This window comes from Janthinobacterium sp. SUN118, from assembly GCF_030397695.1.
GTDB lineage: Bacteria > Pseudomonadota > Gammaproteobacteria > Burkholderiales > Burkholderiaceae_D > Janthinobacterium.
On sequence record NZ_JAPUBV010000003.1, the window covers coordinates 151,195 to 165,135 of the forward strand.

The 13,941-nt window shown below is 65.4% G+C and carries 7 protein-coding genes; 3 read left to right on the forward strand and 4 right to left on the reverse strand.

Annotation, left to right across the window (positions count from 1 at the left end):
- Positions 1–53: 53 nt before the first annotated feature.
- The 3 genes from O0880_RS19810 to glnE form a co-directional block, all read right to left on the reverse strand.
- The gene (locus O0880_RS19810) at positions 54–242 is read right to left on the reverse strand and encodes a hypothetical protein (RefSeq protein WP_071325143.1); all 189 of its coding nucleotides are present in this window, start codon (positions 240–242) and stop codon (positions 54–56) included.
- A gap of 138 nt (positions 243–380) precedes the next feature.
- Complete coding sequence (locus O0880_RS19815) at positions 381–1,157, reverse strand: YoaK family protein (protein WP_289888314.1); 777 nt, start codon at positions 1,155–1,157, stop codon at positions 381–383.
- Positions 1,158–1,170: 13 nt separating this feature from the next.
- Positions 1,171–3,924, reverse strand: coding sequence for a bifunctional [glutamate--ammonia ligase]-adenylyl-L-tyrosine phosphorylase/[glutamate--ammonia-ligase] adenylyltransferase (gene glnE / locus O0880_RS19820; RefSeq protein ID WP_289888315.1), 2,754 nt, complete (start codon positions 3,922–3,924; stop codon positions 1,171–1,173).
- Between the two features lie 278 nt (positions 3,925–4,202).
- Here glnE and O0880_RS19825 point away from each other — a divergent pair, with 278 nt between their 5' ends.
- The 3 genes from O0880_RS19825 (at position 4,203) to tldD (ending at position 10,777) form a co-directional block, all read left to right on the forward strand.
- Positions 4,203–8,363 (forward strand): YhdP family protein, encoded by a 4,161-nt coding sequence (locus O0880_RS19825; protein WP_354669902.1) that lies wholly within the window; start codon positions 4,203–4,205, stop codon positions 8,361–8,363.
- A gap of 44 nt (positions 8,364–8,407) precedes the next feature.
- On the forward strand, positions 8,408–9,208 hold the full coding sequence (locus O0880_RS19830) for a carbon-nitrogen hydrolase family protein (protein WP_289888317.1): 801 nt from the start codon (positions 8,408–8,410) through the stop codon (positions 9,206–9,208).
- Positions 9,209–9,316: 108 nt separating this feature from the next.
- Positions 9,317–10,777 carry a metalloprotease TldD gene (tldD, locus tag O0880_RS19835; RefSeq protein ID WP_289888318.1) on the forward strand — a complete coding sequence of 487 codons (1,461 nt, stop codon included), beginning with the start codon at positions 9,317–9,319 and terminating at the stop codon, positions 10,775–10,777.
- A gap of 204 nt (positions 10,778–10,981) precedes the next feature.
- Here tldD and O0880_RS19840 read toward each other — a convergent pair whose 3' ends face one another.
- Positions 10,982–13,837, reverse strand: a complete 2,856-nt coding sequence (locus tag O0880_RS19840; RefSeq protein WP_289888319.1) for a TonB-dependent receptor — start codon at positions 13,835–13,837, stop codon at positions 10,982–10,984.
- Positions 13,838–13,941: the final 104 nt, after the last annotated feature.

Below are 13,941 nucleotides of genomic sequence, written 5' to 3' on the forward strand. Positions count from 1 at the left end.
GGCTGTCCATCAAAAAACGCCCGTGAGGGCGTTTTTTTTCGTCTGTCGCGCGCCTATTCCCTGGGCTCGCACTGGTTGCGCCACTGTTCGCACGATGCTTCGACGCCCTGGTAGCACATGTTGAGGATGTAGTCGCAGCTTTCCGACGGCACCCACGCGCGCACGGCGGCCGTGCTGGAGAATGAGGCGGCGGCGCCGACGGCGATGGCAAAGACAAACAGGGCTCTTTTAATGGAAATCATGTTTCTCGCTTTCAGAATTGGACAACGGTAGGGTGTCGAATCAAAAGGCCGCCATGGCAGGCTTGATCCGCTTGCCCAGCGCAGAAAAATCTTAGCATTAAAATCAGTGATTGATTGCCATAAAGAAAAATATTCCTGCTAACGCCAGGCGTGCAGGCGGCGCCGGTAAAAGCGCCACAGCAGACGCAGGTCGCGCAGCACGGGTACGCCGGAGAGCAACATTAGCACGCCGGCAAGGACGATGGTGGCGGCGGGAAAGCCGATGTGCTTGAAGGCCAGCGCGCCGCTGACGCCGCCGAGGAAGAAACAGCTGATCAGCAGGCTGTGCGTTTTCAGCTTGCCGCGGTTGACCTTGACGACGCGGTCCGGCAGTTCCCGCCGGTTGTAATACGCCATCTTGCCCAGTTCGATACCGATATCGGTCGACAGGCCCGTCACGTGCGTGGTGCGGATGACGGCGCCCGAGATCTTGGTGATGATGGCATTCTGCAAGCCCATGACAAAGCACAGCAGCAAGATGGTGACAGGGCCCAGCACGTCCGGCATGGCCGCCAGGTAATTGCCTGCCAGGCCAAACAGCAATAACAGGGCCGCTTCCAGCAGCAGGCTGGCGGCAAACTGGCTGTGCAGCCGGCGCCGCTTGCCCCAGTTCACCATGATGGCCGTGACGGCGGCGCCGCTGACGAAGGCCAGCCAGGCGCCCAGCGCGGCCAGCGCCACCGTCACGTTGCCCAGCGCCAAGTCGTCCGCCATGCCCGAGACGATGCCCGTCATGTGCGAGGTATAGCCGCCGATGGCGAGGAAACCGCCCGCATTCACGGCGCCGGCCACCAGCGCCAGCACGCAGCCCAGTTGCAGATTGGCTTGCGTGTCGCGCGCCGATCCGCTCAGGCGGGACAGGTAGCGTAGCGGCATGCGCGGGCCAGCCTCAGGCCGCGGCGCCAAACATGGCTTGCCACAGGCGCATCACGTTGTCCGCATGCACGCGCACGCGCTCCGGCTCGACGCGAGCCAGGTCCTGGCCCTGCAGGCGCAGCTGGTGCTGCAGTTTGCGCAGCGCGCGGTAGGCGTCGGCGACAGCCGCGGCCAGCCGGGCGTCGATCAGTCCCAGCTCGCCGCACAGGCGCAGCAGGGCGATATTGCCCGAGTTGGCCGTCAGCTGCGGATACTGCGCCGCATGCTGGAGCACCAGGTATTGCACCATGAACTCGATGTCGATCATGCCGCCCGGATCCTGCTTCAAGTCGAAGTTGCCGGGGCGGGGCGGGTGTGCATCGAGCATTTTCTTGCGCATGGCCATCACTTCGCCCTTGAGCGGGCCGTTTTCCGGCCTTTCCTTGCGCAGGATCGTGTCGCGGATGCGTTCAAAGTGCTTGCCGATGGTGGCGTCGCCGGCGCAGAAGCGCGCGCGCGTGAGGGCCTGGTGTTCCCACACCCAGGCGGCGCTGCTCTGGTAGCGCTCGAATGCCTGCACGCTCGAGACCAGCATGCCCGAGGCGCCGTCGGGGCGCAGGGCGATGTCGATGTCGAACAGGATGCCGGCCGAGGTGTGCGAGGTCATCCATGTGATGAAACGCTGCGCCAGCTTGGCGTACAGGCCGGGCGCTTCCTGGTCGTCGTCGTCGAACAGGAAGATGACGTCGAGGTCGGAGACATAGCCGAGTTCCTTGCCGCCCAGCTTGCCATACGCGATGACGGCGAACTTCGGCACCTCGCGGTGGCGCGTCGGCAAGGTTTGCCAGACGGCTTGCACGGTGGCGGCGACGATGATGTCGGCCAGCTGCGACAGGTAGTCGGCCAGTTTTTCCACGCTGAGGTCGCCGGCCAGGTCTTGCGCCAGGCACTGGAACAGCTGCGCGTGGTGCATTTCACGCAGGATGTCCATTTGCCGCTCCGTGTCGCCGGGCGCGTCGTCGAGCTGGCGCTGCAAGTCCAGCGCCAGCGCGGCCGGGTCGGGCACCGTGTTGCGGATGCGCTCGTCGAGCAGCTCGTCGAGCAGGATCGGGTGCTGCGTGAGGAAGGTGGCGGCCCAGCCGCTGGCGCACACCATGCGCACGACGCGCTCGAGCGTATGCGGGTATTCCGTCAGCAGCGACAGATAGGCGGAGCGGCGCGCGATGGCTTCCAGGAAATCGAGCAGCCGGCCCAGGGTGGCCAGCTGGCTGGCGTTGCCGTTGGAAACGGAGCAATCGGTGATCAGGGGCAGGGCGGAATTGACGAGGGCCACTAAACGCGTGCGGCTCGCCTCGGGCAACGATTGCAGGCGCGGCGCCTGCCACGTGGCCAGCAGGCGTCGCGCGCAGGCGGCCGGCTCATGGAAGCCCAGGGCGGCAAAGCGCGCCTCGATGGCTTCCTGCTGGTCGGAGGCGGCGCACTCGTTCGACGTTTGCGGGTCGATGCCCGTGTCGGCTGGCGGCGCGCCGCTGCTCTTGTCGCTGAACATCTCGTCGAACTGGCCGGCGACAAATACGCGGTGCGCTTCCAGCTGGGCCAGCAGGGCGGGCGTGTCGGGCAGGCCCATCATCTGCGCCACGGTCAGGCGGTCGGCCTCGCTGGCGGGCAGGGTGTGGGTTTGCGCATCGTCAAGATACTGCAGCCGGTGCTCGAGGTTGCGCAGGAAAGTGTAGGAATTTAGCAACTGTTCCACGATGGCCGGTTCCAGCAAGCCTTTTTCCGCCACCGTGCGCAGGGTGGCGCGCGTGGAACGTTCGCGCAGCTCGGCATCGCGTCCGCCGCGTATCAGCTGGAACACTTGCGCGAGGAATTCGATTTCGCGGATGCCGCCGCGCCCCAGCTTGACGTTGTTGCTGCGGTCGGGATGCAAGCGTTCCTGGCGGTTGACCTCGGCGCGGATCTGGCCGTGCATGGTGCGGATGGCGTCGATGACGCCGAAATCGAGGTAGCGGCGGAAGACGAAGGGGCGCACGATGGCGTCGAGCGCGGCGATATCGTCCGGCTTGCCCGTCACGGCGCGCGCCTTGACCCAGGCGTAGCGCTCCCATTCGCGTCCCTGCACGATCAGGTATTGCTCGACCATGCCCAGGCTGGCGGCCAGCGGCCCCGAGTTGCCGTTCGGGCGCAGCGCCATGTCGACGCGGAACGTAAAGCCGTCCTGCGTGATCTCGGCCAGGGCGGCGATCAGCTTCTTGCCCATGCGAATGAAAAACTCGTGGTTGGACAGGCTGCGCTGGCCCGGCATGGTCGCTTGCGTGTCGCCATCCTCGGGATACACAAAGATCAGGTCGATATCGGACGAGACATTGAGCTCGCCGCCGCCTTGCTTGCCCATCGCCAACACCATCAACTCCTGCTCCTGGCCCGACTCTTCGCCGACGGGCATGCCGTGCAGGGCCACCATCTCGGCCATGATGGCGTCCACATGCGTGCGGATGGCGAAGTCGGCAAAGCCCGTCATGGCCGTGACGACTTCGTGCAAGTCGGCCTGGCCGTCCAGGTCGCGCTCGATCAAGCCGCAGACCAGCAAGTTGCGCAGGCGGCGCATGGCCCGTTCGGCCGGCAGCGGCGGCGTGGCGGCGTCGGCCTGGGCGGCCAGCGCGGCGGCAAAGTCCAGCCCGTCCAGCGGTGCGCGCACCAGTTCGGCCAGCTGCGCGGCGCGTTCGGGGGCGGCATTGAGCCAGCGCTGGTGGAATCGGGAGGCTGAGATCAGGGGCGTGTGGCTCATGGTGGCGGTTTCGGTAGGTACTTCGTGTCAGGTTCGTCGTTAACTTGGCTGTGAACGGCGGGGGATGCGGTAAAATTGTGCCGCCGGCGATAATGCTGCCAGGCAGTGCGCGCTCTCCCGGACGATGGTAAGGGAGCTGCCGTGCGGACGCAAGCGCAAGGATGCAGGCGCGCGCCAGTCGGGCGTGCCGGCACGCCGCGAATTCAGACGATTTTTGCCATTATTTGACGCCGGGCCAGTTTATTAGCTTATTGATGCAAAAACCGCCAGAAGCAAGCGTGACAGAACATGTGCCATTGGCCCTGCGCTGGCAGCGGCTGCGTGCCGCCTATCGCATGGCCAACCTGGCCACCCACCATGTGCTCGGCTTTGCCATCAAGCTGGTGCTGCTCGCGTATTTCGCCTTCGCCGTCCTCTTCCTGTTCCTGCGCTACGCCATCCTGCCGAATATCGATTACTACAAAGGCGATATCGAGCGGGCGGCCAGCCGCGCGCTGGGCAACCCCGTCAGTATCGCGCGTATTTATGCTTCGTGGCATGGCGTGCGGCCGAATTTGTTCCTCGGCGACGTGACCTTGCGCGACCAGACGGGCCGCCAGGCGCTGAGCCTGCCGAGCGTCTCGGCCACCCTCTCGTGGTGGAGCGTGCTCGGTTCCCTGCGCTTCGAGACCCTGGAAATCACGCGGCCCGACCTGGACGTGCGGCGCAGCAAGGATGGCCAGCTGTATGTGGCTGGCGTGCTGGTCGATAGCCGGCAGGGCAGCGATGGCAAGGGCGCCGACTGGCTGCTGTCGCAGCACGACATCATCATCCGCGACGGCAAGGTGCGCTGGACGGACGAAGCGCGCGGCACGCCCGAGCTGGCGCTGGAGCAGGTCAATGTGTTGTTGCGCAACCGCTGGCGCAGCCACCGCCTGGGCTTGCAGGCAAAGCCGCCCGCCAGCCTGGCCGCACCCATCGATGTGCGCGCTCACTTCACGCATCCGCCTTTCAGCAAGCGCATCTCCGACATGTCGATGTGGAAAGGTGAACTGTACGCGGACCTGAAAGATGCCGACCTGGCCGCCTGGCGCCGCTACCTCGACTACCCGTTTGAATTGAGCCAGGGCAAGGGCGCCCTGCGCGCCTGGCTGAGCCTCGATCATGCGCGCCTGGCCGGCTTCACGGCCGATGTGGGCTTGACGGATGTGCAGGCGCAGCTGGGAGAACACATTGCCCCGCTCGACCTGCTGACGGTCAGCGGACGCATCTCGGCGAAGGAAACCCTGTCTGCCGACGCGCCCGATGGCAAACCGACCTTCGGCGCGAACGGCCACCAGGTGGAGTTGACGAATTTCGCGTTGGAAACACGCGATGGCCTCAGCCTGCCGCCGACGACCTTGTCCGAGCGTTTTATTGCCGCTACGAAACGCAAGCCGGCGCAGACGGAGATCACGGCCAAGTCCCTCGATTTGCAGACCCTGGCCGCGCTGGCCGACAAGTTGCCGCTGGGCACACAGCAGCGCCAGCGCCTCGATGCCCTGGCGCCGCGCGGACGCCTGCAGGATTTTTCCGCGCAGTGGCAGGGTGACATGGCTGCCCCGGCCAGCTACCGTCTGCGCGGCCGGCTCGTCGAGCTGGGCTTGAATGCGCAGCCGGCGCGCCTGGCCGTGGCGAAGACGGCGACCAGCCCCGGTCAGGCGGCCGCACCGGCCATTCCCGGCTTCGACCGCCTGACCGGCAGCATCGACGCCAGCGAGAAGGGCGGCAGCATCGCCATCGATGCGCAAGACCTGGTGCTGCAATTGCCCACCTACCTGAGCGAACCGGCCATGCCGTTCGAACAGTTCGACATGCAGGCGCGCTGGACGTTCGAAGCGGAGAATATGCTCAAAGTCGAACTGGACAAGCTCGATTTCAATCAGCAGGGCTTGCGCGTCGCCTTGCAGGGCACGCACCGCATGCCGCTCGACGGCAAGAACCTGGGCCAGGTGGACTTGACGGGGACGATCGACAATTTCCAGATCAACACCATCGGCCGCTACCTGCCGCTGCAAACGCCGGAGCACCTGCGCCATTGGCTGACGGGCGCGCTCGAAGGCGGCATGGCGCACGACGTCAGCCTGCGCCTGCGCGGCGAACTTGAACATTTCCCGTTCAAGGCCGATACGCCCGCCCAGCGCAATCACGGCGAATTCCGCGTGGCCGGCAAGATCGAGAACGGCACCCTGAACTACGCACCTGGCGAATTCGCGGAAAACGGGCCGCTGGCGGGCAAGGCGCCCCTGTGGCCGCAGGCGGAGAAAATCAAGGGCAGCTTCGTCTTCGAGCGCGCGCGCATGGAAATTCGCGGCGACACGGCCACCACGGGCGGCGTGGCCTTGACGAATGTCAAGGCCGTGATTCCCGACCTGACCGTCTTCGATACCCTGCTCGATATCGAGGGCAACGCGGCCGGCCCGATGCAGGAATTCCTCAAATACGTGACGGCCAGCCCCGTGCTGGGCTGGATCGAGCATTTCACGGATGAAACGACGGCGACGGGCAATGCCCGGCTGGCCCTCAAATTGCATCTGCCCATCGAGCGCATGCTCGAGTCGACGGTGCAAGGCAGCTTGCAGCTGGCGGGCAACGACGTGGTGCTGTTCCACGACATGCCGCCCGTGCTCGGCACGCAGGGCAAGATCGAATTCAATGAAAAGGGCGTCAACCTGAATGGCTTGAACGGCAGCCTGCTGGGCGGCCCGCTGGCCATCTCGGGCGGCAGCCAGCCCGACAATTCCATCCAGGTGAAAATTGCCGGCAACATGACCATCGACGGCTTGCGCAAGACTTATCCGGCGCCCGTGCTGCAGCGCCTGGCGAAGCACTTGAATGGCGGCGCCCGCTACAGCGGCCTGATCACGGCGCGCGACCACCAGGTGGTGGTCAATGTCGAGTCGCCGTTGACGGGCCTGGGCCTGGACTTCCCCGCGCCCCTGAAAAAGGCGGCCGGCGACAGCCTGCCCGTGAAATTCACGCTGACGGGCAATGCGGCCAATGCGGCCGGCTTGCGCACGGACGATATCCGCATCGCGCTCGGTTCCGGCATCGGCGCCCGCTACCAGCGCCAGAAGCAGGGCAAGGAAGCGTGGCGCCTGGTGCGCGGCGGCATCGGCGTGAACGTGCCTGCGCCCGAGCCCGACAGCGGCATGATGCTCAACGTCAGCCTGAAGTCGCTCGACGTGGATAGCTGGATCGCCACCGGCAGCGAGATCGCCGGCAGCGGCGCGGCCATGGCCGACGTCGGCGGCGCCGACGATGCGCCCGATATCGCGCAATACGTGGTGCCCGACATGATGGCGGCCCGTGCCAGCGAACTGATGCTGGGTGAGCGCAAGCTGGAAAACGTCGTGGTGGGCGCCACGCACCAGAAGGATGTGTGGCAGGCCAACATTGATGCGAAACAAATATCGGGCTATGTGACGTGGCTGGAAACGCCGTCCGGCCTGGGCAAGATGACGGCCCGCCTGTCGTCGCTGATCATCCCGGAATCGGCTGCCAACGAGGTGAAGAATTTGCTGGAAGGCAAGAGCGGCGCCCAATCGATCCCCTCGCTCGATATCGTTGCCGAGCAATTTGAGCTGTTCAACAAGAAGATTGGCCGGTTGGAGTTGCAGGCCTATAACACCATGGCGGCCGGCGGGCGCGAGTGGCGCGTGGGCAAGCTGCAACTGTCGAATCCCGATGGCGCCCTGAGCGGCAACGGCAAATGGGTCATCAAGGATGGGCAAAGCACGACCAGCCTGCGTTTCGGCCTCGATATCGTCGACGCGGGCAAGTTGCTCGACCGTTTCGGCTTTGCCGACACGGTGCGCCGCGGCAAGGGACGCCTAAGCGGCGACATCGCCTGGAATGGCTTGCCGTATTCGCTCGATATTCCCACCTTGTCCGGGCAGATCGAAATGAATGTGGAGTCGGGCCAGTTCCTGAAGCAGGATCCGGGCGCGGCCAAGCTGCTGGGCGTGCTCAGCCTGCAAGCCTTGCCCCGTTTGCTGAAGCTCGATTTCCACGACGTGTTTTCGGAAGGCCTGGCCTTCGACGGCATCACGGCCAACGCCAGCATCAAGCGCGGCGTGGTGAGCACCGACAACCTGAAGATGCATGGCGTGGCCGCCACCGTGCTGATGGACGGCACGGCCGATATCGCCAATGAAACGACGAACCTGCACGTGGTGGTGATCCCGGAATTCAACCTGGGCACGGGCCCCCTCGTGTACGCGCTGGCCGTCAATCCCGTGATCGGTCTGGGCAGTTTCCTGGCCCAGCTGTTCCTGCGCGCCCCCGTGATGAAGGCGCTGACTTACCATATGCGGATCGCCGGTCCATGGAAGGCGCCCGTGGTGACCAAGCTCGATGGTGGTAAATTGGAGCCTGTGGCCACGCCGGCAGCGGCGGCGCAGGACGCCGTGGCGAAATAGGCGCTGCGCGGCCAGTCGGCTGCCAGTACGAACGTAGAGGTGAGATGATGCATACAGTCGCAGCAATACAAATGATTTCTTCCCCTTCCGTGACAGACAACCTGGCCACGGCGCGCCGGCTGGTGGCGCAGGCCGCCGCCGGTGGCGCCGAGCTGGTGGTGCTGCCCGAATACTGGGCCATCATGGGCAAGCAGGAAACGGACAAGCTGGCCCACGCGGAACAGCCCGGCAATGGCCCCATCCAGGATGGCATGGCGCAGATGGCGCGCGAGCACGGCATCTGGCTGATCGGCGGCACCTTGCCCCTGATTTCTGGTCAGGAAGGCAAGGTCTTGAACACCACCCTCGTGTACGACCCGCAAGGCGCGCCGGCCGGCCGCTATGACAAGATCCATTTGTTCGGCTTTACGCGCGGCACCGAGTCGTACAATGAATCGCGCACCATCGTGCCCGGTGCGCAGGTGCGCTCGATCGAGATGCCGTTTGGCCGCGTCGGCCTGTCCGTCTGCTACGACCTGCGCTTCCCCGAGCTGTACCGCGCCATGGGCGATTGCGCGCTGATCGTCGTGCCGGCCGCGTTTACCCACACGACCGGCAGCGCCCACTGGGAAGTGCTGCTGCGCGCGCGCGCCATCGAAAACCAGTGCTATGTGTTGGCTTCGGCGCAGGGCGGACTGCACCCGAACGGCCGCCGCACCTGGGGCCACAGCATGCTGATCGACCCCTGGGGTGAAGTGAAAGCCGTGCTGCCCGAGGGCGAGGGCGTGGTCAGCGGCGAGATCGATCCGCTGTTTCTGGCTGGCGTGCGCGAATCGCTGCCTGCCCTGACTCACCGCACCATGTGAGAGTATCTGGCATGCGCTGCTGCGCGTCGCGCTGTGCGGCCATCAATCACTGCCGAGCGCTACGCTGCTGTCAGGCACTGTAAAAGAATTGAATTGTGAGAAAGAGCCATGACCCCATTTGAACCCAATCTGTCCAGCCTGGCCGTGGCGCGCGACATCCTGCTCACGCCGTTCGGCCTAGACGAAGACAAGCTGCTGAAAGCCCTGGGCACGATGTTTACGCACAAGGTCGACTATGCCGACCTGTATTTCCAGTCCACCAAGAGCGAGGGCTGGAGCCTGGAAGAGGGCATCGTCAAGACGGGCAGCTTTTCCATCGACCAGGGCGTGGGCGTGCGCGCCGTGTCCGGCGACAAGACGGCGTTTGCGTATTCGGACGACATTTCCGAGCGGGCCTTGCTGGAAGCGGCGGCGGCCACGCGCACGATAGCGCGCGTGGGCACCGGCAGAATCAAGATCGCGGGCCAGATGCAGCCGCAGGGCGGACGTTCCCTGTACCTGCCCAACGATCCGCTCGCCTCGCTCGACGCCACGGCCAAGGTGCAATTGCTTGAGCGCGTGGAAAAGATGGCGCGCGCGAAAGACCCGCGCGTGGTGCAGGTGATGGCGGGCCTGGCCGGCGAATACGACGTGGTGCTGGTGTTGCGCAGCGATGGCGTGCTGGCGGCCGATATCCGTCCGCTGGTGCGCGTCTCCGTGACCGTCATCGCCGAACAGAATGGCCGCCGCGAAACGGGCTCGTCCGGCGGCGGCGGACGTTTTGGCTATGATTACTTCAGCGACGCCGTGCTCGAGCAATATGCGGCCGACGCCGTCAATTCGGCGCTGGTGAACCTCGAGGCGCGCCCGGCGCCGGCCGGCCCCATGACCATCGTGCTGGGGCCGGGCTGGCCCGGCATCCTGCTGCATGAAGCCATCGGCCATGGCCTCGAAGGCGATTTCAACCGCAAGGGCTCGTCCGCGTTTTCCGGTCGCATCGGCGAACGGGTGGCGGCCAAAGGCGTCACCGTGGTCGATGACGGCACCCTGGCTGGCCGCCGCGGTTCGCTGAACATCGATGACGAGGGCAACCCCACGCAGTGCACGACCCTGATCGAGGACGGCATCCTGAAAGGGTATATCCAGGACACCATGAACGCGCGCCTGATGAAGATGCCCGTGACGGGCAATGCGCGCCGCGAATCGTTCGCCCACCTGCCCATGCCGCGCATGACGAATACGTATATGCTGGGCGGCGACAAGGATCCGGGCGAGATCCTCGCCTCCGTGAAAAACGGCTTGTATGCCGTCAACTTCGGCGGCGGACAGGTCGATATCACGAACGGCAAGTTCGTGTTTTCGGCCAGCGAAGCGTACATGATCGAAAACGGCAAGCTCAGCTACCCCGTGAAGGGCGCCACCCTGATCGGCAATGGCCCGGACGTGCTCAACCGCGTCTCCATGATCGGCAACGACATGCGCCTCGATGCGGGCGTGGGCGTGTGCGGCAAGGAAGGGCAGAGCGTGCCCGTGGGCGTGGGGCAGCCGACCCTGCGCCTGGACGGCATTACCGTTGGCGGCACGGCCTGATCGTCCCCCGACACTTCCAGGCCAACCTGATTGTCGGATTACGCCCTCCGGGCTAATCCGACCTGCTTTTTCTGACATTGCGCTCGCGTAGGTCGGGTTGGCGCACAGCGCGTAACCCGACACCACCACCGGCCGCGCCAATGCCGTCACCGGATTGCTCGTGGCGGCCCCTGCTAATCCGACCTACGCGTCTCTCCCCGTTTCTCAGAATTTGTATTTCACCCCCGCGCTGAAAAACCGGCCCGCCGCGCCCGCGTAGTCGAGCGGGTTGTAGCCCGTGGCGCCATATGTGAGCGGGTCGAGCGGGGCGATCTTGTCGAACAGGTTTTGCACCGTCGCAAACACTTCCAGCTTGGGCGTGGCCAGCCAGCGGGCCGTCAGGTCCACCGTGGTGAACGAGGCGATGCGGCAGCCACGCGGTGCATCCGTGCCATCGGCGAAATGCGTGGCGCAGCCGTCCGGGTCATTCTTGAACAGTATGTTGTCGAGCGGCGCGCGGTAGTTGACGTTGGCCGAGACGCGCCAGTTCTGGCGCTCCCAGGTGGCGCCCAGGTTGATCCTGTCGTCGGGCGTGCCCATGCAGTTTGAGATGTCGCAATTGCCATGCGTGCCGGCAAAATCGCGCTGCGTGCCATCCTGCTCCGTGCGCAGCCACTTGTACAAATGCGTCCACTTCAGGTCGAACACCAGGTTGCCGTAATCGCCGCCCAGGTTGAAGCGCTGGCGCGCGTCGATGTCGATGCCGCGCACCGTCGTTTGCGCCGAATTCACATAGTTGGCCAGCACGGCTGTGATGGCGCCCGGATCGCCGGGAATGCCGGTCGCCGTCGACGGGTCGCGCGCCACATGGCCTTCGGCAATGGCCGTGTCCGTTTGTTCCTGGTTGATTTCGTTCTTGCGGCGGATTTGCCACAGGTCGACGGAAATGCTGCTGCGCGGCAGCGGGTCCCACACGGCGCCCACGGAATAGCTGCGCGAGCGCTCGGGCGACAGGTTCGGGTTGGGCGAGGTGATGACGGCGATCGACGCCGGGTCGCAGGCGGCTGCCACGCCCAGCGCGCAGCGCGCGGGATCGCTGGCAGTGGCGAATGCGGCCAGGCCGCCGACGCCGTTTTCCGCCGCGCTGGGGGCACGGAAACCCTTGGCGAAGGTGCCGCGCAAGGCCAGTTCGCGCACCGGCGTCCATTTCACGCCCACTTTCGGCGTGTAGGAGTTGCCCACATCGGTGAAATGGTCGGCGCGCAGGGCGCCCGACAGTTCCACGCTTTTCAGGACGGGCGCCAGTACCTCGGCATAGATGGCCGAGGCGTTGCGGCTGCCCTTGTAGGCGGAATAGCCGAGGCCGATGATATTGCCCCGCTCGGTGCCCGTGGTGGGCTTGAGTTCCGTCGACTCGTGGCGGAACTCGGCGCCCACGGCCAGGCCCAGGGCACCGCCGTCGAGCTTGCCTACTTCGCGGCTGGCCTTGAAGTCGATCTGTGCGATATGCGTCTTGGCATCGTTGGAAATGCGCGGCGACAGGGCCGCGTACAGGGCGGCCGAATTGAGTCCCGCATTTTCGGCGATGCGCCACACGCTGCCGGCCGGCAGGGCGGCGTAGGCGGGATTCTGGCTGGCGAGGGCCACGTTGGCGGCCGTCGGGTTGAGCAGGGCAAAGGCCACGTCGCGCTGCAGATAGCCGTCCAGATCGTTCGATACCCTGTTTTGCGAGTACAGCAGGGCGCTGTCGATGTCCCAGCCCGCCACCGTGCCCTTGATGCCGGCGACAAAGCGCGTGAACGTCGAATCGACTTGCGACAGGCGCGGGCCGACATCGGCCGCCAGGTAACGCAGTCGCGCGGCCGTGCCGAAATACGGGTTGTCCGGGTGGCTGGCGCCCAGCGACACGCCCGCATTGCTGACGGGGCCGCCCGGAAAACCCACCGAGCCGCTGATGCCCGACGGCGTGGTGGCGGAGTTCGATTCACTGTGATAGACGTTCAGTTCGACATAGGTTTGCAGGGCCGGCGTCAGCTGCCAGGCGCCGCGGCCGAAGAAATTGACGTTCTTCTGCTTCGGCTGGATCTGGCCATATTGCTGGGCGGCATCGGTGAGGCAGCCGCCGCCCGGGTCGCCCTGCGGGTGACTCGTGAAGTTGCCGCAGGCGGCGCCGGGAAAGGTGCGCGTAAAGCCCGCGCCGGCCAGGTTGCCGCGGTTGTAGTAGTCGAGCGTGTCGGGGTTGCGCACATTGCCGTTGACGGCGCTGCCGGCCGCGTTGTTGGTGGTGATGGCGCCCGCGCCGCTGAGGGTTTCCTGCGCGCTGAAGCCCAGGTCGCGCAAGTCGCTGCGGCCGACGGCGCCGCGGCCGGCCCGGTCGCGGTTCCAGATGGCGGCCTTTTCGCTGTATTCGAGGTTCAGCAGCACGTTGTAGCGGTCGCGGTCGATGTCGCCGAAACCGTGCGTGATGGCGGCGCGCGCGTCGCGCCCATCCCATTCCTTGGTCTTGCCGTAATTGCCCTTGATGGCCGTGCCCTGGTAGTCGCGCCGCAGGATCACGTTGACGACGCCGGCGATCGCATCCGAACCGTAGATGGCCGAGGCGCCATCCTTGAGGATTTCCACTCTTTCCACGGCTTCCAGGGGAATGATGTTCAGGTCGGCAAATACTTTCTGGCCATCGTCGGCCAGGCCGTACGGCGCCACGCGCCGACCGTTCAGCAGCACCAGGGTCGAGGCCGTGCCGAGGCCGCGCAGCGACACGCCGGAGGCGCCGGCGGCGAAGCCGTTGCCGAAGGTGGTGGGCACGGAGCCCTGGTTGTCGACGGCCAGGGTTTGCAGCAGTTCGGCCACGCTGGACTTGCCCGATTTTTCAATATCGGCCGCGTTCAGCGTCTGCACGGCCGATGCCGTTTCAGCTTGCGCGCGGCGGATGTTCGAGCCGGTGATTTCCACGCGTTGCAGGGGGGCGGGCGCGGCATTGTCCTGCGCCAGGACGGGTAGGCTCAGCAATGCACTGGCCAGCGCCAGGCCCAGGCGCGGTGGTGAAAAGGCGGCGGACGGTAAGGATGGTGTAGGCATCATGCGGTTCTCCGGAAAAGGTCAGGCAGTCAAAGAGATCATCAATACGTCCTTGAGTTTTGTCCGTGCGGCGACGCCGGGATTAGATCTAGATCAATGAGTGCGCC

Bases quoted from the DNA above. Each gene is read 5' to 3' on its own strand.
- O0880_RS19810 (WP_071325143.1), bottom strand. From the start codon at position 242: ATGATTTCCATTAAAAGAGCCCTGTTTGTCTTTGCCATCGCCGTCGGC.
- O0880_RS19815 (WP_289888314.1), bottom strand. From the start codon at position 1,157: ATGCCGCTACGCTACCTGTCCCGCCTGAGCGGATCGGCGCGCGACACG.
- glnE (WP_289888315.1), bottom strand. From the start codon at position 3,924: ATGAGCCACACGCCCCTGATCTCAGCCTCCCGATTCCACCAGCGCTGG.
- O0880_RS19830 (WP_289888317.1), top strand. From the start codon at position 8,408: ATGATGCATACAGTCGCAGCAATACAAATGATTTCTTCCCCTTCCGTG.
- tldD (WP_289888318.1), top strand. From the start codon at position 9,317: ATGACCCCATTTGAACCCAATCTGTCCAGCCTGGCCGTGGCGCGCGAC.
- O0880_RS19840 (WP_289888319.1), bottom strand. From the start codon at position 13,837: ATGATGCCTACACCATCCTTACCGTCCGCCGCCTTTTCACCACCGCGC.